Origin of the sequence: Olsenella sp. An285, assembly GCF_002159625.1 — a bacterium.
Lineage (GTDB): Bacteria > Actinomycetota > Coriobacteriia > Coriobacteriales > Atopobiaceae > Thermophilibacter > Thermophilibacter avicola.
Genome location: NZ_NFIZ01000020.1, coordinates 1 through 21,645, shown reverse-complemented (window position 1 = coordinate 21,645; position 21,645 = coordinate 1). Strand labels below are relative to the sequence as shown.

General features: G+C 67.4%; 14 protein-coding genes, 1 tRNA gene and 1 pseudogene. All 16 read right to left on the bottom strand.

Going from position 1 to position 21,645, the window contains the following annotated elements; genetic code table 11:
• Positions 1-42: 42 nt before the first annotated feature.
• Positions 43-3,480 carry a transcription-repair coupling factor gene (gene mfd, locus B5F79_RS10355; RefSeq protein ID WP_087221262.1) on the bottom strand — a complete coding sequence of 1,146 codons (3,438 nt, stop codon included), beginning with the start codon at positions 3,478-3,480 and terminating at the stop codon, positions 43-45.
• A 223-nt stretch (positions 3,481-3,703) separates the two neighbouring features.
• Positions 3,704-6,958, bottom strand: coding sequence for a 4-alpha-glucanotransferase (locus B5F79_RS10350; RefSeq protein WP_087221259.1), 3,255 nt, complete (start codon positions 6,956-6,958; stop codon positions 3,704-3,706).
• A 3-nt stretch (positions 6,959-6,961) separates the two neighbouring features.
• Positions 6,962-8,461 carry a glycogen synthase GlgA gene (gene glgA / locus B5F79_RS10345; RefSeq protein ID WP_143786293.1) on the bottom strand — a complete coding sequence of 500 codons (1,500 nt, stop codon included), beginning with the start codon at positions 8,459-8,461 and terminating at the stop codon, positions 6,962-6,964.
• Between the two features lie 17 nt (positions 8,462-8,478).
• Entirely contained in the window at positions 8,479-9,570 is a 1,092-nt protein-coding gene (gene glgD / locus B5F79_RS10340) for a glucose-1-phosphate adenylyltransferase subunit GlgD (protein WP_087221253.1), read from the bottom strand.
• 2 nt (positions 9,571-9,572) lie between these two features.
• A complete protein-coding gene (locus B5F79_RS10335) occupies positions 9,573-10,721 on the bottom strand; it encodes a glucose-1-phosphate adenylyltransferase (protein ID WP_087221250.1) in 1,149 nt (382 codons plus the stop codon).
• Positions 10,722-10,777: 56 nt separating this feature from the next.
• Positions 10,778-13,210 (bottom strand): glycogen/starch/alpha-glucan phosphorylase, encoded by a 2,433-nt coding sequence (locus B5F79_RS10330; protein ID WP_087221247.1) that lies wholly within the window; start codon positions 13,208-13,210, stop codon positions 10,778-10,780.
• Positions 13,211-13,250: 40 nt separating this feature from the next.
• On the bottom strand, positions 13,251-15,449 hold the full coding sequence (gene glgB / locus B5F79_RS10325) for a 1,4-alpha-glucan branching protein GlgB (protein WP_087221244.1): 2,199 nt from the start codon (positions 15,447-15,449) through the stop codon (positions 13,251-13,253).
• A gap of 355 nt (positions 15,450-15,804) precedes the next feature.
• The gene (gene rbr / locus B5F79_RS10320) at positions 15,805-16,350 is read right to left on the bottom strand and encodes a rubrerythrin (protein ID WP_164484282.1); all 546 of its coding nucleotides are present in this window, start codon (positions 16,348-16,350) and stop codon (positions 15,805-15,807) included.
• 74 nt (positions 16,351-16,424) lie between these two features.
• The gene (locus B5F79_RS10315; RefSeq protein ID WP_206391120.1) at positions 16,425-17,318 is read right to left on the bottom strand and encodes an adenine glycosylase; all 894 of its coding nucleotides are present in this window, start codon (positions 17,316-17,318) and stop codon (positions 16,425-16,427) included.
• Positions 17,319-17,320: 2 nt separating this feature from the next.
• Positions 17,321-17,806, bottom strand: coding sequence for an RrF2 family transcriptional regulator (locus B5F79_RS10310; protein WP_087221241.1), 486 nt, complete (start codon positions 17,804-17,806; stop codon positions 17,321-17,323).
• A gap of 25 nt (positions 17,807-17,831) precedes the next feature.
• Positions 17,832-18,524, bottom strand: a complete 693-nt coding sequence (locus B5F79_RS10305; protein WP_087221238.1) for an HAD family hydrolase — start codon at positions 18,522-18,524, stop codon at positions 17,832-17,834.
• Between the two features lie 121 nt (positions 18,525-18,645).
• Positions 18,646-18,722: transfer RNA gene (locus tag B5F79_RS10300), tRNA-Asp, on the bottom strand.
• A gap of 99 nt (positions 18,723-18,821) precedes the next feature.
• Positions 18,822-19,613, bottom strand: a complete 792-nt coding sequence (locus tag B5F79_RS10295) for a hypothetical protein (protein WP_087221235.1) — start codon at positions 19,611-19,613, stop codon at positions 18,822-18,824.
• 22 nt (positions 19,614-19,635) lie between these two features.
• A complete protein-coding gene (gene recR, locus B5F79_RS10290; RefSeq protein WP_087221232.1) occupies positions 19,636-20,244 on the bottom strand; it encodes a recombination mediator RecR in 609 nt (202 codons plus the stop codon).
• 10 nt (positions 20,245-20,254) lie between these two features.
• Positions 20,255-20,590, bottom strand: a complete 336-nt coding sequence (locus B5F79_RS10285; RefSeq protein WP_241147319.1) for a YbaB/EbfC family nucleoid-associated protein — start codon at positions 20,588-20,590, stop codon at positions 20,255-20,257.
• Positions 20,591-20,639: 49 nt separating this feature from the next.
• A pseudogene (locus tag B5F79_RS11030) lies at positions 20,640-21,645 on the bottom strand (hypothetical protein); the annotation flags it as partial.

Genomic DNA, 21,645 nt, shown 5'->3' with positions numbered 1-21,645 from the left:
GCGGGAGCGGGGGGCGGAGCGGGCGCGGAGCCGGGGCTGCCGCTACTCGTCCACCTCGTCGTCGCCGCCGACCTCCTCGAGCACGCCGAGCGCTGCCGGCATGACCTCCTCCTCGCTGCGGTGGAACGGGTAGGCCACCTTGTGCGTCTTGGGGTACACCAGCGCGCCGCGCTCCTTGAGCTTGAGCGCCACCGGGCGCGCGACCTCGAGTCCCTGGTAGACCAGGCGCCCGTTCGCAAGCGAGACGCTCGCGCACCCCAGACGCTGCGCGCGAATGCGCACGCGGGCGCGGTCGAAGAGGTTGCGCCCGGCAAGCGGCAGCGCGCCGTAGCCCTTCTCGCACTCCTCCTGCAGGGCGTCGATTTCCGCCAGGTCCACCGCAGCGGCAAGGCGCCGGTAGGCAAGCACGCGCTTGTCCACGTCCGGCAGGTACTCCTCCGCCAGGAAGAAGTCGGCCGGGAGGTTGATGGTGACCTCTGCCTGCTCCACCTCGCGGGTCTCGCCGCGCGCCTCGGCCACGGCCTCGCCGAGCATCTGCGTGAAGAGGTCAAAGCCCACGCTCGAGAGGTTGCCGTGCTGCTCCGCCCCCATGAGCGAGCCCGCGCCGCGAATCTCGAGGTCGCGCATCGCGATCTTCATGCCGCTGCCCAGGTCCTGGTACTCGTTGATGGCGGTGAGGCGGTCGGTGGCCTCGGGCGTGAGCGAGACCTCGCCCGGGAACATGAAGTAGGCGTAGGCCTGCACGCGCCCGCGACCCACGCGTCCCTTGAGCTGGTAGAGCTGCGCCAGGCCAAGCCGCTGCGAGTCCTCGATGATGAGGGTGTTGGTGCGCGGGTTGTCGATGCCGCTCTCGATGATCGTGGTGGCCACCAGGACGTCGATCTCATGCTCGGCAAAGCGCAGCATCACGTCCTCGACCTCGCGCGCGCTCATCTTGCCGTGCGCCACGCCCACGCGGGCCTCGGGCGCGGCCTCCATCACGCGTTCCACGGCGTCGTCAATGGTGTGCACGCGGTTGGAGACGTAGTAGACCTGACCCTTGCGCGCCAGCTCCTCGCGGATGGCGGCGGAGACGACGTCCGGGTCGAACTCCCCCACCGTGACCTTGACCGGAAGGCGCCCGGGCGGCGGCGTCATGATGAGGCTCATGTCACGAACGCCGCTCATGGCCATCTGCATCGTGCGCGGGATGGGCGTGGCCGAGAGCGTGAGCACGTCCACCTGCTCGCGCATGTTCTTGAGCTGCTCCTTGTGCTGCACGCCAAAGCGCTGCTCCTCGTCTATGATAACGAGCCCCAGGTCGTAGGGGTTGACGTCGGCGGAGAGCAGGCGGTGCGTGCCAATGAGCACGTCCACCGAGCCGTCCGCAAAGCCCTCGAGCGCCTTCCTCTGGCGCGAGGGGGTCACAAAGCGGCTGAGCACCGCCACCTTGAGGTCAAAGGGTGCAAAGCGCGAGAAGAACGTCTCGAAGTGCTGCTGCGCCAAGATGGTGGTGGGGCAGAGCACCATGACCTGCTTGGCGTCCTGACAGCACTTGAACGCCGCCCGCAGCGCCACCTCCGTCTTGCCAAAGCCCACGTCGCCGCAGAGCAGGCGGTCCATGGGGCGCCGGGCCTCCATGTCCGCCTTGATGTCGGCGATGGCGGAGCGCTGGTCCGGCGTGAGCTCGTAGCTAAAGCTCGCCTCCATCTCCTCCTGGACGGGCGTGTCCTGCGAGAAGGCGTAGCCAGGCACGGAGCTGCGCCGCGTGTAGAGGTCCACGAGGTCGAAGGCGAGCTTCTTCGCGGAGCGCCGGGCCTTGCCCGTGGCGCGGGACCAGTCCGCCGTGTTGAGGCGCGTGAGGCGCGGGCTGCTGCCGTCCGGGCCAACGTAGCGCGTGATGCGGTCGACCTGCTCGAAGGGCACGAAGAGCTTGTCGCCGCCCGCGTACTCCAGGAGGAAGTAGTCGCGCTCGCGCCCAGCCACCTCCTGGCGCACGATCTGGGAGAAGAGCGCGATGCCGTGCGTGGCGTGGACGACGTAGTCCCCCGGCTTGAAGGGAAAGGTCACGCTCGTGGGGTCAACGCGACGGGCGCGGCGGCGCGCCTTGGCAGTGCGGGCCGTGAGGTCGGAGACCGAGAAGACCGCGAGCGCCGCGGTGGGAATCACGATGCCGGCGGGCACGGGGGCGTCGATGAAGGTGACGCGCCCGCGCTCGAGGGGCGGGACCTCCGGGTCGTTGTTCTCCGCAGAGGTGCCCAGGGACTCGACCACGGGGATGGACTCGTCGGTGAAGCGCAGCTCCAGCGACTCGCGGGCGGCTCGGTCCGGCACCGCAAAGAGCACGGCGGCGCGGTCCGCCACGAGCTGGCGCACGCGGCCCAGGAGCTTGGCGTCCGAGCCGGCGATCTGCGGCTGGCGCACGTTGAGCTCGGTCGTGGCGGCGCCCGACCCCGCCCTCAGGATGGACGAGAAGGACAGGCGCTGCTGGCTGCCAAAGTCCATCTCGCGCGGCGACGCGTAGAGCCCCTCGAGGGAGACGTGGGCGGAGTTCGCGGCAACCTCGAGCTCGCCGTAGGCACGCTGGCAGTCGTCGAAGAGGGCGCGCGGCTCCGCGAGCACCACCAGGGCATCCTGGCTGATGTGCTCGAGCGGGGACGCGGTTGTCCCGTAGAGCGCGGGCAGGTAGCGCTCGAGGCTCGCGTCCGCCGCATGGCTGCGAATGAGCTCGAGGTCGGCGGCCACCTTGCTGCTCTCCTGCGACGCCTTGAAGAGCGCGCGCTCGGCACGGGCGACGGTCTGATCGGTATAGGCCATCTCCCGGCAGGGGGAGACCGTCACGGAGTCCAGCTCGCCGATCGTCTGGCCGGTGGAGGCAACCATGCGGCGGACGCGGTCGATCTCGTCGCCAAAGAACTCGATGCGCACGGGGCTCGTGGCCTGCGCGGGGTACACGTCCACGGAGTCGCCGTGCACGTGGAAGGTGCCGGGGGCATCGACCTCGCCCGCGTCCGAGTAGCCCATGCCCACGAGCAGCGCCGGCACGTCCTCAAAGGGGACCTCCTCCCCCACGGAGAAGGTGCTCGAGGCAAAGTAGCCGCTCCCCTTGGGCGGAACGCGGCGGAGCAGCGCGTGCCCGGAGGCCACGACGACGCACGTCTCGCCGGAGGCCAGGCGCGCCACCGCGCGGCAGCGGGCGCCGATGACGGCGTCGTCCGGCGCCGCATCCGACCACGGGCGGTCGCGACGCTCGGGGTAGCGGCAGACCGCGTCCTGGCCGAGCCACGCCGCGAGCGAGCGCGCCATGCGGTCCGCGGCCTCCTCGCCCGGGACCACCACGAGGCACGGGCGCGGGCACGCCGCCCAGAGCGCGGCCAGCACGAGCGGCCGAGCGGACTGTGCCACGGCGAGCGTGGCGTCGTTTCCGGCACGGAGCTCCCGCACGAGCGGGGCGAGCTCCGGAGCGGAGAGCAGCTGACGTGAGACGCGGTCGATGAGCATGGGCTTCCTCTACAGCGAAACGCGCCGGCCTCGGACTCGAGGTCGGTGCGCGATGGTTGGTTCTTCTCGGCTATTGTAGCGGGAGGACGTGGGGCTCACAGGTTCTTCTTGGCCCGGGCCCGGTGCGGGTGCCGGTGCGAGGGAATCCCGCGCCGGTCTTGGGCGCTCCCGGACGTTCTTGACGAGAAGAACGTCCGGCAGAACCCAAGACCGAAGGCCGGCGCTACCTCTTCGCGCGCTCCGCCGCGAGCGAGGCCAGGCGCTCGGCCGCGGCGTCGACGTCGGCCCACTCGGCCTGCCACGCCCAGCCGCCGGCGCGACCCGGGACGTTCATGCGGGCGTCGTCATCCAGCTCGAGGACGTCCTGCAGCGGCACGACCGCAAGGTCGGCGCCAGAGCGCAGGACGCGGCGGCAGATGCCGTCGGCGGCCTCGCGGGCGGCCTCGCCCTCGAGGCCGTAGCGGCTCTCGCAGAAGCCGATCAGCGTCTGGTTGTCGTGCGTGCCCGTGTAGGCCACCGTGTTGGGGCGCGCCTCGTAACCCTCGCGGACGTCGTTGTCCGCAAACTGCGCGACGTCCATGCCGGGAATGCCCGTGGAGCTCACGAGCGCGCGCACCGCCGGCGTGATGACGCCGAGGTCCTCGGCGATGAAGGGCAGCGGGCCAAACTGCTCGTACGCGGCCCTGAAGAGCTCGACCCCCGGGCCGAAGGCGTAGGAGCCGTCCGTCGCGGGATGCCCCGCGGGAACGCTGTAGAACGAGGAGAAGCCGATGAAGTGGTCCAGGCGCACCACGTCATAGAGGGCGAGCGCGCGGCTGAACCTGCGGAGCCACCAGCCGAAGTTCTGCTCGCGCAGGACGTCCCAGCGATAGGTGGGGTTGCCCCAGACCTGCCCCTCGGGCGCAAACGCGTCTCCGGGGGCGCCGGCCATCCTGCGGGCGTGTCCGGTCTCGTCCAGGTCGAAGATGTCCGGCTCGCTCCAGACGTCGGCGGAGTCCGCGGAGACGTACATGGGCATGTCGCCGATGATCTGAATCCCACGCCCGTGCGCGTAGTCGAGAAGGTCGTTCCACTCGCGGCTGAAGGCGTACTGCAGGCGCTTCTGGTTCTCTATGCCGGCGGCCACGCGCGGATTGATCACGCGGCGGCTCCCGAAGTTGCGGTAGCGCGCGGGCCACGTCTGCCACGGCGCGTCGTCGAGCAGGTCCTTGAGGGCGCGGAAGGTAGCGTACGGCGTGAGCCAGTAGTCGTTCTCCGCACAGAACTCGAGGTAGTCCTTGGAGGTGCCGATCTTCTCGAGGGACTTGAGCGTCTCCACCTCACCGTGCTCGAGCAGCGAGGTGTTGCCCGCAAAGGCCGAGAGGCCGGCGTACGGGGAGCCGTACTCATCCGTGGGGTTGACGGGCAGGACCTGCCAGTAGGTCTGACCGTTGTCCGCGAGCCAGTCCACGAAGCGGCGGGCCGGGGCACCGAGCGTGCCGGGACCGTCCTCGTTGGGGATCGAGGTGATGTGGCAGAGCACGCCCATGCCGCGCTCCATGGGCTGCTGCAGGGTCACGCGGTCGTGGAAGAGCAGGACCGTGGTGCCCAGCGGCCAGAGGAAGACCTCCGCCTGACCACCGGAGACCTTGGGCACCTGCCCGGAGATGACGTCCGAGCAGACCTCGCCCCTCAGCGGCACGCGCACCGTGTGGGCCTCGGAGAGGCTCGCGTTCACGAGCACGCACACGCTCGAGGACTCGCCGCGGCGCCAGAAGCCGAGGACGTCATCCCCGTACGCAAAGGGCTCGAAGTCGCCGTCGACGAGCACGGGAAGCGTCTTGCGGACGGCGATGGCGTTGCGGTAGACCGTGGCGCAGTCCGCCCTGCCCCCGTTCCATGGGAAGGTCCCGCGGTTGTAGGGGTCACGGAAGCCCTCGAGCCCGCGCTCGTCGCCGTAGTAGATGCAGGGGACGCCGGGGAGCGTCATCTGCAGGAGGGCGATCACCCAGAGGCGCGCCGTGGCGAGCCCCGCCTGCTCCGGGGAGAGGCGGTAGTCGCGGCACTCCTCATCTGACATGCCGTCGGGCCAGGGGGCGCCGCCCAGCATGGTGAAGAGGCGCTCGCGGTCGTGGCTGCCCAGGAGGTTGAGGGCGGAGTAGAAGTTGTCGGGCGGGTAGTTCTCGCGCAGCTGCTGCAGGCGGGCGGCAACCTCGCCGGCGGGAATCTCGTTGCGGAGGTACCCCAGAAGCGCCGTGCGCACGGGGTAGTTCATCGTGCCGTCGAGCTCCTTGCCCTGGAAGTAGTGGCGCAGCCTGCCGTAGGCCTCCTTGTTGGAGGCGTCCTCCCAGACCTCGCCGATGAGCACGCCGTCGGGCTTCTCGACGAGAAGAGCTCGCTTGATCTCCTCGATGAACTCGTCCGTGAGCTCGTCGGCCACGTCGAGGCGCCAGCCGCGCGCCCCGGAGCGGAGCCAGGTGCGGATGACGCCGGAGCGGCCGCAGACGAGCTCGTGGAAGTCCTCGCAGCCCGAGCGGATGCTCGGGAGGTTCTGGTCTCCCCACCAGCCCGCGTAGGTTCCGTCGTCGTTAAAAGTGAACCAGTCGCGGTACGGCGAGGCGTCGCCCTGCCACGCGCCGGGCTCCTTGTAGGTGCCAAAGCGGTTGAAGTAACGCGAGTCCGCCCCGCAGTGGTTGAAGACGCCGTCCAGGATGACGGAGACGCCGCGCTCGGCGGCGTCTACGCAGAGCTCGCGGAAGCTCTGCTCGTCGCCCAGCATGGGGTCGATCCTGAGGTAGTCCGCGGTGTCGTAGCGGTGGTTGCTCGCCGCCTCGAAGATGGGGTTGAGGTAGAGCACGGTGACGCCCAGGTCCTCGAGGTACTCGAGGTTCTCCCGGATGCCCTCGAGGGTGCCGCCGTAGAAGCCCCAGCTGGCGATGCCGCCGTCCTCGGTCCTGCGGTAGGTCACCGGCGCGTCCCAGTCCTCCACGATCTCGCGGGCCGGGCCGCCCTTGCGCTTGATTGCCAGCGAGGTCGCGGCGCGCTCGCGCCAATCCTCGCCGCGCGCGAAGCGGTCCGGGAAGATCTGGTAGACGATGCCCTCGCGATACCACGTGGGCTGCTTCTTGCGCGGGCGGTAGACCGTGATCTGGAACGAGGGCGGGTCGCCGTAGGCAAAGGCGCCCTCGCCCGTGGTCCATCCGTTGCCCTTGGCGCCGTAGCGCCACACCGAGCCGTCCTTGGCCTCGATGTCAAAGCTGTACCACACCACGCCGGTCTCGCGCGGGCGGTACTCGACCGAGAAGCGCAGGTAGCCCCCCATGTCCACTCCGCGCATCTCAAGGAGCTCCTCGCCGTGCGCGTCCGTCCAGACGCGCAGGTTGCAGAAGACGACCTCCTCGTCCCAAACGTTGATGCTCAGAGTGACGGCGCCGCCCAGCTGGACGGCGCCGAAAGGACTTCTAAACTCCAGGTCGGAGGTAACGTGACGAGCCTTCAAATGCTACCTATCTCTCCGCTTGTTATACCTGATGATCTCCGGGTGAAGACCATGGTAGATGTCCATGTAGTCGTTCGCGGCCCGGCGCCAGCTGAAGTCTGTGTCCATGGCCTGGTGCATCAGGTTAGTCCAAGTGTCGCTGTCAGTCCAGAAGATCTCGCACGCGCCGAGGAGGGTGTCGGCCATCTCGTCGGCGTTCATGTTGGCGAACGAGAAGCCCGTGCCCTCGCCGGTATACTTGTTGAACGGCGTCACGGAGTCGCGCAGGCCGCCGGTCTCGCGCACGACGGGAAGCGTGCCGTAGCGCATGGCGATCATCTGGGAGAGACCGCAGGGCTCAAACTCGGAGGGCATGAGGAGCAGGTCGCCGCCGGCGTACATCCGGTGGGAGAGCGCGTTGTCAAACGCGATGCGCGCGCACATCTGGTCCGGGTACTTGGCATCGAAGTAGCGGAAGGCGTCCTCGTGGTCCTTGTCGCCGGTGCCCAGGATGGCAACCTGGACGCCGCGCTGCATGAGGTGCTCCATCGCGTAGCGCACGAGGCCGAGACCCTTCTGGTCCGTCAGGCGACCGATGGAGACCACGAGCGGGCGCGTGGGATCCTGGGCGAGGCCCAGCTCCTCCTGGAGGGCGCGCTTGCACTCGGCCTTGTTGGCGAGGTCCGCGGGCGAGTAGTTCGCCGGGATCATCGGGTCGGTGGCGGGGTTCCAGATGGTCTGGTCGATGCCGTTGAGGATGCCGCGCAGCGAGTCCTGGCGGCGGCGGAAGATGTCGTCGAGGCCCTCGCCAAAGAACGGCATCTGCAGCTCGTAGGCGTAGCTCGGGCTCACCGTGGTGAGGTAGTCCGTATAGAGCAGGGCGCCCTTCATGAAGTTGATGGAGTTGGCGTCGCAGTAGAGCTGGTCGCGTGCCGCCGGGATGTGGGCGAGGCCGAGGACCTCCTCGAGCATCTTGTCGCTGTACTGGCCCTGGAACTTGACGTTGTGGATCGTGAAGACGGTCTTCACGTTGGCGCACTGCGGGACCTGCTGGTAGAACTCGCGCAGGAACACGCAGCACAGCGCGGTCTGCCAGTCATTGCAGTGCAGGACGTCGCACTCGAGCTCGGGCACCTTGGCGATGGCCTCGCAGATGGCCTTGGAGAAGAACGCGAAGCGCTCGCCGTCGTCAAAGTAGCCGTAGAGGCCGTCGCGCTTGAAGTAGGCCTCGTTGTCGATGAAGTAGAAGTCGAGGTCCTGCAGCGAGAGCTTCTCGATGCCGCAGTACTCGTTGCGCCAGGCGAGCGGGACGTAGAAGTCCGTGACGTGCTTCATCTGGTCCTTGTACTCCTGCGGGATGCTGGAGTACTTGGGCAGGATAACGGCGACGCGCGCGCCGGCGTGCTTGAGAGCGCGGGGGAGGGATCCGGCGACGTCCCCGAGGCCGCCCGTCTTGGCAAACGGGACGGCCTCAGAGGACGCGAAGAGCACCCTCAACTTCCTGCGCTTGGCATTGGTTGGCACGGTGGTCTCCTCGTTGACTAATGAGCCTTTTCCTTGATCAGGACGTCCTCAGGGGTGCCCCTGAGCTCGGTCCCGGCGGGGACGACGTTGCCGCGGTCCACGATGGCGTTCTCCACGCGGGCACCGCTCTTGACGACGCAGCCCTGCATGACGATGGAGTTGCGAACCGTCGCGCCTGCCTCGATGATGACGTTGCGGCCCAGGATGGAGTCGCTCACGCTGCCGTAGATGCGGTCGCCCGAGGAGGCGGCGGAGTTGCAGACGCGGCTGCCGATCTCGAACTTCGCGGGGGGCGTGTCGTGCGCCTTGGTGAGGATCGGGCGGTCGCTCGGGAAGAGCTCGGCCGCGACCTTGGGATCGAGCACGTCCATGTTGGCGCGGAAGTAGGCGCGCTTGTTGAAGACGGGCGCGACGTAGCCGTCGAAGTCGTAGGTGCGCACGTTGACGCGACCAAAGTCGCCAGCCATGGCCTCGAAGAGGTCGAGGTAGTCCGTCGCCGCGTACCAGTCGAACATGTCGAGGAGCAGCTGACGGTTGATGACGAAGCAGTCGAGGAACATGGTCTCGCCAAAGGTGGTGCCATGGTGGACGCCGCAGACGCGGCCGTCCTCGACGTCGAACGCGGTCACGTCCGCGTCCTTCTCGGAGGCCGTCTTGGTGAGGACGGTGACGTCGGCGCCGGAGGCCTTGTGGGCCTCGTAGACCTTGTCGAGGTCGACGTTGTACACGAAGTTGGCCGTCGAGAAGAACACGGCGTCGGAGGTGCTGCGGGTGAAGTAGACCTTGTTGTGCACGAGGTCGCGCAGCAGGAAGCGGGCGCCGGTGCGGGAGGTGCCGAAGGCGGAGCCGGGAAGGATGAACAGGCCGCCGTTCTTGCGGTCGAGACCCCACTCCTTGCCGGAGCCCACGTGGTCGATGATGGAGCGGTAGTTGTACGGCATGACGATGCCCATGGTGCGGATGCCGCAGTTCACGAAGTTGGACATCGCGAAGTCAACCAGGCGGAAGCGGCCGAAGTACGGCAGCGACGCCATCGGGCGGCTCTCGTTGAGAGGGCTCGACTCCTTGGCGGAGTAGTTGCAGGTAACAAGGCCGATGACCTTTTCCATGGTTAGTTCTCCCCCTTCCCGACAACCACGTCGTTGCCGATGACGGCGGTGTCCTTCGTGGTGTCGACGCTGCCGACGCTGACGTTCTCCTCAACCACGGAGTTCTCGCCGAGGATGGCGCGAACCACGCGGGCGCCGTCCTTGACCTTCGCGCCGGGGAGCAGCACCGAGTCAACGACGGTGGCGCGCTCGCCCACGTAGGCGTCGGTCGAGAGGATCGAGTGCTTGACGCTTCCCAGGACCTGGCAGCCGTTGGCGATCAGGCAGTCGTCGATGTTGCCGTCCTTGCCCACGAACGCCGGCGGGCGCGTGGAGGAGTTGCTCATGATGGGGAACGTGGTGCTGAAGATGTCGAAGTCCGGGTTGGGGCCAAGAAGGTCCATGCTCGTCTCGTGGTAGCTGGAGATGGTGCCGACGTCGCGCCAGAAGCCCTCGAACTTGTAGGTGAAGAGGCGCTTGCCGTCGCCCAGCAGCTTGGGGATGATGTCGCCGCCGAAGTCGTGGCTGGAGTTCTTGTCGTTGGCGTCCTCCTTCAGCGTCTCGACGAGAAGGTCGGCGTTGAAGATGTAGATGCCCATGGAGGCGAGGTTCGAATCGGGCTGCTTGGGCTTCTCGGTGAACTTGGTGATGCGGCCGTCGTCCTCGGCGGTCAGGATGCCAAAGCGGGAGGCCTCCTCCCAGGGCACCGGCATGACGGCGATGGTGAGGTCGGCGTTGTTCCTCTTGTGGGTGGCGAGCATGTCGTCATAGTCCATGCGGTAGAGCTGGTCGCCCGAGAGAATGAGGACGTACTCGGGGTCGTTCTGCTCGATGTAGCCCAGGTTCTGGGTCACGGCGTCGGCCGTGCCCTCGTACCACGCGCCGCCCGTCTGGGTGGCGTACGGCGGCAGGATGGAGACGCCGCCGTTGCGGTCGTCGAGGTTCCACGCGGAGCCCGTTCCGATGTAGCTGTGCAGCAGGTACGGACGGTACTGCGTCAGGACGCCCACCGTGGTGATCCCCGAGTTCGCGCAGTTGGAAAGCGCGAAGTCGATGATGCGGAACTTGCCGCCGAACGAGACCGCAGGCTTTGCCACATTGCTCGTCAGCGCACCGAGCCTGCTGCCCTGACCTCCCGCCAGGAGCATTGCGATGCACTCTTTCTTGCTCATACCCCCACTCCTTTCGACAACCCATCACAGGGAGCGAAAGCCCCCAGTACGTACACCTAAATGTGCCAGATGTCAGCCATGTACTCGCGGATAGTTCGGTCAGAAGAGAAGTATCCGGCCTTGGCGGTATTGTGCAGGGCCGACTTGTTCCACGCGCGACGGTCGCCGTAGGCGCCGGTGAGCTCGTCCCACGCCTGGACGTAGGCGTGGAAGTCGCGGAGGACGAGGTCGGGGTCGTTGTCCGCCATGAGGTAGTCGCGGATGCTCTCGAAGTTGCCCGAGAGGCGGGCGAGGCTGCCGTCGGTGAGCATGTCGACGACGCGGCCGAGGTGGTCGCGGTCGGCGTTGTACTGGTCCCACGCGTAGTAGCGGCCGCTCGCGCGCAGGGCCTCGACCTCGTCGGCGTGCAGGCCGAAGATCTTGATGTTCTCGGGGCCAACGAGCTCGGAGATCTCGACGTTGGAGCCGTCGAGGGTGCCCAGGGTGATGGCGGCGTTCATCATGAGCTTCATGTTGGACGTGCCGGATGCCTCGGCACCCGCCACGCTGATCTGCTCGGAGATCTCGGCGGCGGAGTAGATGAGCTGCGCGTTGGAGACCGCGAAGTTGGGAACGAAGGCCACCTTGATCTTGTCGTTGACGCGCTCGTCATTGTTGATGACGTCGGCGACCGAGTTGATGAGGCGGATGACCTCCTTGGCGAAGGTGTAGCTCTGGGCAGCCTTGCCGGAGAAGATGAAGGAGGTCGGACGCGGGCTGTAGCTCGAGTCGGAGAGCATGCGGTTGTAGATGTCGAGCACCTTGAAGACGTTCAGCAGCTGGCGCTTGTACGCGTGGAAGCGCTTGACCTGGACGTCGAACACGGTGTTGGTGTCGAGCACCACGCCGGAGGTCTCCTTGATGTAGGCCGCCAGGCGCTCCTTGTCGGCCTTCTTGGCCTCCTCCATGCCGTCGAGGAACGAGGCGTCGTCCTCGAAGGGCACGAGCTTCTCGAGCTCCATCGCGTCATCGAGCCAGCCGTCACCGATGGCGCTGGTGATGAGCTTGGAGTAGGAGGGGTTGGCCTCGCAGAGGAAGCGGCGCGGAGAGACGCCGTTGGTCTTGTTGTTGAAGCGCTGCGGGACCATCTCGTAGAACTCGTGGAACACGGTGTCCTTGAGGATCTGCGTGTGCAGCGCAGAGACGCCGTTGATCGAGTGGCTGAAGATGATGGAGAGGTTTGCCATGCGCACCTGGCCGTCCCAGAGGATGGCGGTGTTGCGCAGGACGTCCGTCCAGTTGCCGTCGTTGGGCGAGAGCTTCACGGAGAGGCTGTCGCGGTAGCGGCGGTCGACCTCCTCGATGAACATGTAGAGGCGCGGCAGGAGCGTGCGGAACGTGTTGATGGGCCACTTCTCCAGGGCCTCGGGCATGACCGTGTGGTTGGTGAAGGAGATGGTCTCGAGGCACACCTGGTAGGCGGCGCTGAAGTCCATGCCCTTCTCGTCCACGAGCAGGCGCATGAGCTCGGGGCCGCACATGGCGGGGTGCGTGTCGTTGGTGTGGATGGACACGTGCTTGCCGAGGTTCTCCCAGTCAGGGCCGAACTCGCGCTCGTAGGTGCGCAGGATGGTCTGCAGGCCCGCGGAGACGAAGAGGTACTCCTGCTTGAGACGCAGCATGCGGCCGTGCTCGCCGGCGTCGTTGGGATAGAGGATCGTGGAGATGGCCTCGACGTCGGAGCGGAACTTGTTGGCGCGGGCGTAGTCGCCGGCGTTGAACGCGTCGAGGTCGAAGTCCTCGACGTAGGGCTCGGCGGACCACAGGCGCAGCTTGTTCACGGTCTTGCCGCCGTAGCCCACGATGGGCACGTCATACGGCACGGCGCGGACGATCTCGCCGCCCTCCTGCGTGAACCAGAAGCGGCCGTTCTCCTCGTGACGGACGACCTGGCCGCCAAAGCGCACGAGCACGGCGCTGCCGTCCTTGCGGGTCTCCCACGGGAAGCCGTTGGCCAGCCAGTTGTCCGTGCGCTCGACCTGACGCCCGCCCTCGATGTACTGGCGGAAGAGGCCGTAGCGGTAGCGCATGCCGTTGCCGTAGCCGGCGATGCCCTCGTGGGCCATGGAGTCCAGGAAGCAGGCCGCAAGACGGCCGAGGCCGCCGTTGCCGAGGCCGGGGTCGACCTCCTGGCGGCAGATGTCCTCGAGGTTGGCGCCCATGGACTTGACGCCGTCGGCAACGAGGTCACGAATGCCAAAGTTGATCAGATAGTTGTCGAGCAGGGGGCCGAGAAGGAACTCGAGGGAGAAGTAGTAGACCTTCTTGTCCTCCTTGCCGTGGGACTCCGGGAAGATCGCACGGCCCTTGTTGGCGATGAGCTGGGCAAGGGCAAAGTAGCGCTCCTGCTCGGGCAGCTCCTCGAAGGGGGTGCCGTAGCGCGAGACGCACTCCTCGCGGTACTGCTCGACGAAGTCCTCGGTGCTCTCGAAAATCTTGGTGGTAGACAAACTGACTCCTTGCTTCGGGGGTACTTACACGAGAGGGCGGCTACTTGCTCTCCGCCTTCTTCGTAGACGTGGTTTTGGCCTTGGCGGCCGGCTTGGCCTCGGCCTTCTTTGCCGCGGTCTTGGTCGCGGCGGTCTTGGTGGCCGTCTTCTTGGCGGCGGTCTTCGTGGTGGTCTTCTTGGTGGTCGCGGACTTGGAGGCCGTCGATGCCTTCCTGGTGGTGGTCTTCGCGGCGCCCTCGGCGGCAGGCTTCTTCTTGGCCGGGCGGCGCAGCGTGCCGGTCTTCTTGAGGATCATGCCGCCCAGCGGGGGAACGCGCACCACGACGGACTGCTCGCGGCCGTTCCAGGGCTCGTCCTGGCACTTGAGCTTGCCGGTGTTGGTGACGCCGGAGCCGCCGTAGCGCTCGTCGTCGGAGTTGAAGAGCTCCTCGTAGACGCCCCACTCGGGAACGCCCATGCGGAAGTTCTCACGCGCGTTGACGTCGAAGTTGATGAGGATGACGAGCTCGTCGCCGGGCTTGTCGCCCTTGCGCACGAAGGAGATGATCGACTGGTCGGCGTTGTCCGCGTCGATCCACTCGAAGCCCTCCGGGGCGAAGGCGCGCTGCCAGAGCGCGGGGTGCTCGTTGTAGAAGCCGTTGAGCTCGCGAACGAAGCGCTGGTGGTGACGGTGGGTGTCGTACTGCTCGGAGAGGAAGTACTGGATGCCCTCGTAGTAGCGCCACTCGATGAACTGGGCGATCTCGTTGCCCATGAAGTTGAGCTTGCCGCCCGGGTGCGTGATCTGGTAGAACGCGAGCGCCCTCATGCCGGCGAACTGACGCCAGTAGTCACCGGGCTGGCGCGTGATGAGCGAGCACTTGCCGTTGACGACCTCGTCGTGCGAGAGCGGCAGGATGAAGTTCTCGTTGAACTGGTACATCGAGGAGAACGTGAGCATGCGGTAGTTGCCCGGACGCCACGGGAAGTCCGTCTGCAGGTAGTGCAGGGTGTCGTTCATCCAGCCCATGTCCCACTTGAAGTGGAAGCCCAGGCCGCCGTCCTCGGGCGGGTAGGTCACGAGGGGCCACGCGGTGGACTCCTCGGCGATCATCATGACGTCCGGGTGGAACTTGCCCATCACGGAGTTGGTCTGGCGGATGAACGCGGAGGCGTCGAGGTCCTCCTCGGTGCCCTTCTCGTTGAAGCGCTTCTGACCGGGGTCGTCGATGCCGAAGTTCATGTACAGCATGCTGGAGACGCCGTCCATGCGCAGGCCGTCGGCATGGAAGAGGTCGGCCCAGAAGAGCGCGTTGGAGACGAGGAAGCTCCTCACCTCGCCGCGGGAGTAGTCGAACTGGTGGGTGCTCCAGTTGGGGTGGATCTTGTGCTCGTAGAGCATCTTGCCGTTGAACGTGGCAAGGCCCTGGGCGTCGGCGCAGAAGCCGCCGGGGACCCAGTCGAGGATCACGCCGATGCCGGCCTCGTGGCAGGCGTCGACGAAGTGCATGAACTGCTTGGGGTTGCCGTAGCGGGCCGTGGCGGCATAGTAGCCCGTGGGCTGATAGCCCCAGGAGCCGTCAAACGGGTGCTCGTTGACGGGCATGATCTCCAGGTGCGAGTAGCCCATCTTCTTGGCGTACTCCACGAGCTCGACGGAGAGGTCGTCGTAGGAGTACATGACGCCGCGCTGAGCGGGGAAGGGATCGCCCGGGCCGGGATAGGTGCCGTCGGGGCGGGGCTCGCCCTGCGGCTCGTCACCGTGACGGCGCCAGCTGCCCAGGTGCACCTCGAAGATGTTGAGGGGCTCCTTGAACATGTCGCGCCTGGCGCGGGACTTCATGTAGGCGCCGTCCGCCCACTCGTAGCCGTTGATGTCAAAGGTGCGCGACGCGGTGCCGGGGATCTTCTCGGCGTAGAAGCCGTAGGGGTCCGCCTTGTAGAGCTTCTGACCCTCGGGCGTCTCGATCAGGTACTTGTAGAGGGCGCCCTCCTCGATGCCGGGAATGAAGCCCTGCCACACGTGACCGGTCTCGGACTCGACGAGCGGATTGGCCGTCTCGTCCCAGCCGTTGAAGTCGCCGATCACGTGGACGCTCTTCACGTCGGGCGCCCACACGGCAAAGTGGAATCCCTCGGCGCCGTCCTCGGTCTTTGCGGGGTGGGCGCCCAGCTTCTCGTAGCTGCGGTACCACTCTCCGCGAGCGAGCAGGAAAAGATCGTCGTTGCTCAGGTAGAGGGTGCTGTCGAGAGTATCCATGTCTCACTCCTCCGGGTCAGGTGCCCAACGCCCTCCGCGCAGGGCGTTCCGCCAGGGATAACCCCCTTGCTCAGAACGTCAATGTTGTACCAATGATAGGGCCTCCATGTCCATTAAAAAACCGTGAATGCGTCCGAATCCTCCGCGAGCAGGGCCTCATTTACCCCAGGAGGCAGGAGCGACATGTGAGAGGGCTCCCCGGACCTGCTAAGCGGAGGTTTCGCAAAGCGCCTTTTTTTTCGGGGGGAAGGAGCGACCTGCACGCGGGAGGCCCCGAGTTCCTAAGCGAGGATTTCGCGAAGCGCATCCTCGCGTGGAACTCGGGGCCTCCACCACCGCGCATCAGGTCAGGCGACTAGTAGTTGAGAGCCTGCTCCTCGAAGTAGGCCTTGGGGTGGTTGCACACGGGGCAGACCTCGGGGGCCTCGGCGCCCACGTGAAGGTGGCCGCAGTTGAGGCACTTCCAGACCTTCACGCCCTCGCGCGCGAAGACCTCGCCCTTCTCGACGCGCTCGGCGAGCTTGTTGTAGCGCTCCTCGTGGTGCTTCTCGATCTCGCCCACCATGCGGAACTTGGCGGCGATCTCCGTGAAGCCCTCGGCGTCGGCGGTCTCCGCGAAGCCCTTGTACATGTCGGTCCACTCGTAGTTCTCGCCCGCGGCGGCGTCCTTGATGTTGGTGAGGGTGTCGGGCACCTCGCCGCCGTGGAGATACTTGAACCAGAGCTTGGCGTGCTCGCGCTCGTTGCCAGAGGTCTCCGTGAAGATGTTGGAGATCTGGACGTAGCCCTCCTTCTTGGCCTTGCTCGCGTAGTAGGCGTACTTGTTGGTGGCCTGGGACTCGCCGGCGAAGGCTGCCTCGAGGTTCTTCTTCGTCTGCGAGCTCTCGAAATCGATGGCCATTGGGGCTCCTTTCCTGTCCCCCGGGAGGGACGTCTCCTGTTGCGCCGGGCCCTCGCCCGACGGCTGAACCAATGTCAGACGCGCCACGCCCCCTCGCCCGGCCGGCAGAAGCCCTCGCGGGACAGCTCGTCCAGGAGTGCCTCGACCTCGGGGGCGCATATCGGCCTTCTACCCGCTTTCTCCTCAACGCTTGCAAGCTCTTCGCAAATGGCAGCAAGACCCAGGCCGTCCGGCTCCCCTCGATGCGCAAGGAGAACGCGCAGCAGCTCGGCGCGCTTCTGGCGGTGAGAGCCCTCGAAACGCGACTGCCTCGCGTGCGTGCGCGAGCGGCGGCTTGGGTTGGGCACCGTGCGCTTGAGGTACGCGCCGTAGTCGAGCAGGGCGTAGTACCAGGCGCGCGGGTCGTCAGCGGGGTCGCTCGCGTCTGCGGGGCAGGTCGCGCTCACAAGGGGAACGAGCGCCCGGTCCGAGACGCCCTCCTCGCCCGGGAAGAGCTCGTGGAGAAAGACGGAGCGCACGTTGGTCTCCAGATAAACGGAGTGCAGGTCAAAGGCAAAGGCGCGTATGCCCGCAGCGGTTGCCGGACCTATTCCGGGAAGCGCCTCGAGCTTCTTTGCGTCCTCTGGCAGCTCCCCGCCCAGCTCCATGACCGCTCCGGCCGCCCGGTGAAGGGCGAGCGCCCTGCGGTTGTATCCCAGCCCCTGCCACTCGTCGAGCACGTCCGCGGCGTCCGCCTCCGCGAGCGCCCCCACGGACGGGAAGCGGGCGAGCCAGCGCTGCCAGCGGCCGTCCACGCGCGTGGTCTGGGTCTGCTGGAGCATGACCTCGGAGATCCAGATGGCATAGGGATCCCGCGTGCGACGCCAGGGAAGGTCGCGGTAGAGCTCCCGCCCGCGCTCGAGCACGAGCGAGCGGAACTCCGGGAGCGAAAGCGCGGGCTCGAGGCCGGGGCCGCCGGTGACCGCCACGGCTAGGACTCCGCGACCACGTGCGCGGCCGCGCGTGCCTCGCCCTCCGAGACAAGGCGGAACTCCCCCTCGAAGACGGGGGAGACGCGCTCGGCAACGAGCTGGTGAAGCGTCACGGACGAGAAGAACGAGCGGAGCAGGCGCTCGGCGTTGCACCAGACCGCGGTGTAGCGGCACGTCCCCTGGCGCGGGCAGGGGCCGTCCCCGGACGCCTCGCAGCTCGCCACGAGCACGGGGCCCTGGACGGCCTCGACCACCTGAAGCAGCGTGACCTCCTGCGGGTCAACCGAGAGGCGCATGCCGCCGGCGGCACCGCGCGTGTTCTCGACGATCCCCGCAAGCGCCAGGTCGTGCTGAATCGAGCGCGCGAACGAGTACGGCACCCCGCTCTCCTTTGCCGCCGTCCTCACCGAGACGACGCCCTCCGGATCGAGCACGAGCGACGCGAGCATGCGCAGGGCATAGTCCGTCCTCCTTGATATCTCCACTGCATCCTCCCCCTCGTACGGGCGCCTACTCGTCCCAGTCCGCGATGGTCCAGCCGCGCCTCTTCGCGAGCACGCGCAGCGTCTTGCCCGGGCACACGGCCACGGCAACGCGGGCATGGGACAGAAGGTCCTTGTCGGTGTGGTGGTCCCCGTAGGCCCGCTCAAGACGCCAGGCCCCCTCGCCCAGGTGCTGGTCGCACCACCTTACGACGGCACGGTACTTCTCGGCACCCGCCACCACCGGGCCGTCAACGGCGCCCGTGTAGTTTCCCTGGGCGTCGCGCACCATGCGCGTTGCGGCGTACCCGTCGAAGCCCATGATGCGCGCGGCCTGCGCGGCCATGGCGTCGAAGGTGGCGGAGACGAGCAGGGCGACCATGCCCTCTCCCTGGCAGCGCGCCAGCTCCTCGAGGGCCTGGGGCCGGTAGCGGGGGCGCAGGACCTCGTCGTGAAAGCGCACCATGAGCTCGTCCACCTCGGGCGCGCTCATCTCGGAGAGGGCGCCCAGGACGAGCTCGCGCGCCTCGTCCTGTCTGTACGGCAGGTGAAGCTTGTAGCGTATGCCCCACCAGATGAGCCTCAGCGCCCTCGGAGGGGACATGAGACGACGGAACAGGAGGTACCTGGTGAAGAGCGCGCCCGACTGCCCGCTGATGGAGGTCCCGTCAAAGTCAAAGACGGCGACCCGTGTGATTGGCTGCCCGCTGCTGGACCCCATGAGCTCCCCACCCTGTTGTCCGGAATCGACGGAGATATGATACCGCGAGATGAGCATTTTGGAGTTCGGGCGATGTAAGCGCATGAAAAAGGGGTCCCAAAGGACCCCTCAGACAGTGCAATGGCGGGATGTAAGGGACTCGAACCCTCGACCTCCGACGTGACAGGCCGGCGCTCTAACCAGCTGAGCTAACACCCCGTTCGCCTTGCGCGAGGAGTATTCTTACATACCTCCCGTCGGTCGCGCAAGGGGGGATTTCAAAAAAGTTGGCCGCTCCCCCTTTGGCCTACACGAGGTCTACACGAGCGAGATGTCGCGCGTCTGGCCGGTCGTGTCCGTCACGCGCAGAATGGTGCCCTCGAGCTCGGCAGACTCGATCTCGCCGGACCCCTGGATCATGGCGCCCGTGTCGTCGATGACGTAGCTCGCCTGCCCGTGGCCGCCAATCACGTAGCAGACCACGTCCCATCCGCCGTCGCGGTTCTCGGGCACGAGGATCGTGTCCACGTTGCGCAGCAGGGCCGTCGGCGTGCCCTCCACCTCGAAGAGGGTCTCCGTGGTGCCCGAGGAGCCCGTGCGCACGAGCCCCCAGAGGCCGTCCTCCTGCATCTGGAGGGAGTAGGTGTCGCCGCGGTACGAAACCGAGCCGTCGGGAGCAGCCTGCTCCTGGCCGGTGTCGTGCTGGCTCTGCTGGTCGATGGCTGCCTGCTCGTCCTCCGTGGGGCGCAGCGTCTGCTCGGGCCGGGAGTCCTGCCCGTCGTCGCCCGGCGCGATGATCCCGGCGACGCACCTGCCCAGAAGGAACACCAGGCAGAGCGCAAGAATTGCAGCGACGACAAGCAGCACGACGTTCCGGCCGCTCCTCGGCGGGCCGCCCGCGGAGGAGCGGGCCTCGGGGTGGCGCTCGTAGTAGCGCTTCTCGGCACTGTGCCGCGCGCGGTCTGCCGCCTCGGAGGCGTTCTTGCGCGTGGTGACCTTGGCGCCCTGCCCGGCGCGAATGGTGGAGATGCGGCCCAGGTCGATCCTCGCCCTCTTGGGGGCGCCCGAGGGCTCCTGGCGTGCCGCGTGCCTTCCGTGTCCGTTGGTCATTGGGACGCTTCCTTCCTCCCTGCTAGAGCTCCCGACGGGCCTCTATGGCGCGACCGAGCGTCACCTCGTCCGCGTACTCGAGGTCCCCGCCCACGGGAAGCCCACTCGCGAGACGCGTCACGCGAACTCCGAGCGGCCTGATGACGCGGGCGAGGTACGTTGCCGTGGTCTCCCCCTCGACGTCGGGGTTCGTGGCGAGGATGATCTCCGTCACCTCGCCGTCCGCCAGGCGCGAGAGCAGCTCGCGGACGTGAAGCTGCTCCGGGCCCACCTTGTCCATGGGGCTGATGACGCCCCCCAGGACGTGGTAGAGGCCGTGGTAGGTACCCGTGCGCTCGATGGCGGTGACGTCGCGGGGCTCGGAGACCACGCAGATCACGGCACGGTCGCGACTGCCGTCCGAGCACACGTCGCAGGTGTCGCGCGTGGCATACGAGAAGCACACGGGGCAGAAGTGCACCTGCTGCTTCACCTCGAGAATGGCGGTCGCGAGGCGACGGGCCTCCTCCGCGTCTGCCTCGAGCAGGTGGTAGGCGATCCTCTGGGCCGACTTGGGCCCTATTCCCGGAAGCCTTCCCAGCTCGTCCAGGAGCCGCTGGAGGGCGTGACCGTCGTTGATGGCCGTGTCCATCGGAGCTCCCCTAGAAGAGCCCGGGGATGTTGAGGCCGCCGGTGATGGCGCTCATCTGCTGGCTCGCCATCTGCTCGGCGGACTCCAGGACGTCGTTCACGGCGGCGAGAATCATGTCCTGGAGCATCTCCACGTCCTCGGGGTCGAGGGCGTCGGGGTCGATGGTGAGCGAGGTCAGGCGCATGCCGCCCGTCGCGGTGACCTTCACCGCGCCGCCGCCGGCGCTGGCGCTGACCTCGGTGGTAGCCGCCTTCTGCTGCGCCGCGATGAGCTGCTCCTGCATCTTGCGGGCCTGCGCCATCATCTGGTTGCGGTTCATGCCGCCCATGTTGTATCCCCTGGCCATGGTCGTTCCTTTCGTCGTGCGCCAAGCGCGTACCTGTTGGTCTTGGTTGCTAGTCTTCGTCCTCGTCGTCGACGGGCTCGTCAGTGTATCCCATCTCGGAGAGGTCGTCGCCCTCCCTCGAGAGCTCGGCCGCGGCGTCCTCGTCAGAGGTCGCGACCGCGCTCTCCACGCTCACGGAGAGCGGCTGCCCAAACGCCTCCGCCAGCATGGAGGCGATGTCCGCGAACTCGGGGGTGAGCCCGTCGCCGAGCCCCCCGGGGCCGCCGTCCGAGGTCTCCCCAGCCGCTCGGCGCTCGGCTGACGCCTCGCTCGCTTCGCGACTCGCGCTGGGCGAGACCTCGGCGGCGGGGCCGGGGGGCTCGGCGACGGGTCCCGCGCTCGGCGGCATCGCTGGGGTCGAGGGGGGAGCTGCGACGAACTCTGGGTCGTAGGTCTCCTCGTAGACGGTGAGGTCGGCGTCGGAGTAGGGGACCTGGTCGTCGGCCACAGCCGGCGCCTCCTGCTGCACGGACGCCTGGGGCGCGGGAGCGTCCCAGGGCATCGGGTAGGCGGGGGGCTCCTCGGCGGGGACGGGCTCGGGCTCAGTGGGAGCCGCGGGCTGCGGTGTCGGAGCGGGCTCGGGAACAGGGGACGCGACCACCGGTCTGGGTGCCGGCGCGGGGGCTGCCGCCCTGTCCGCGCGCGAGATGTCCCTGTTCGCGAGGCTGGACTCGACGTAGACCACCTGGCGCGGGCCAAAGGCCGCGGTCACCACCGGATCCACGCTCGCGCGGACGTCACCTCGCTCGAGCATGCGCGCGGCGAAGTGCGAGCCCTTGGGCAGCGACACCATGAGCTTCTCGCCGTCGTCGGAGACCGCCGTGGACGAGAGCAGCAGCGACCCCTTCGCCGGCGCCTGCGCCACGAGCTGGTCGACGACCTGCTTCCAGAGGCGCTGGAGGTTTCCGTTCGTGTGGCCGCCGCCCCGAGCCGCCCCGCGACCAGCCCCAGCTGCTCGGCGCTCGTCGCTGCGCTCCTCGCTCGCTTCGCGACTCGCGCTGGGGCTGGTCGCGGGG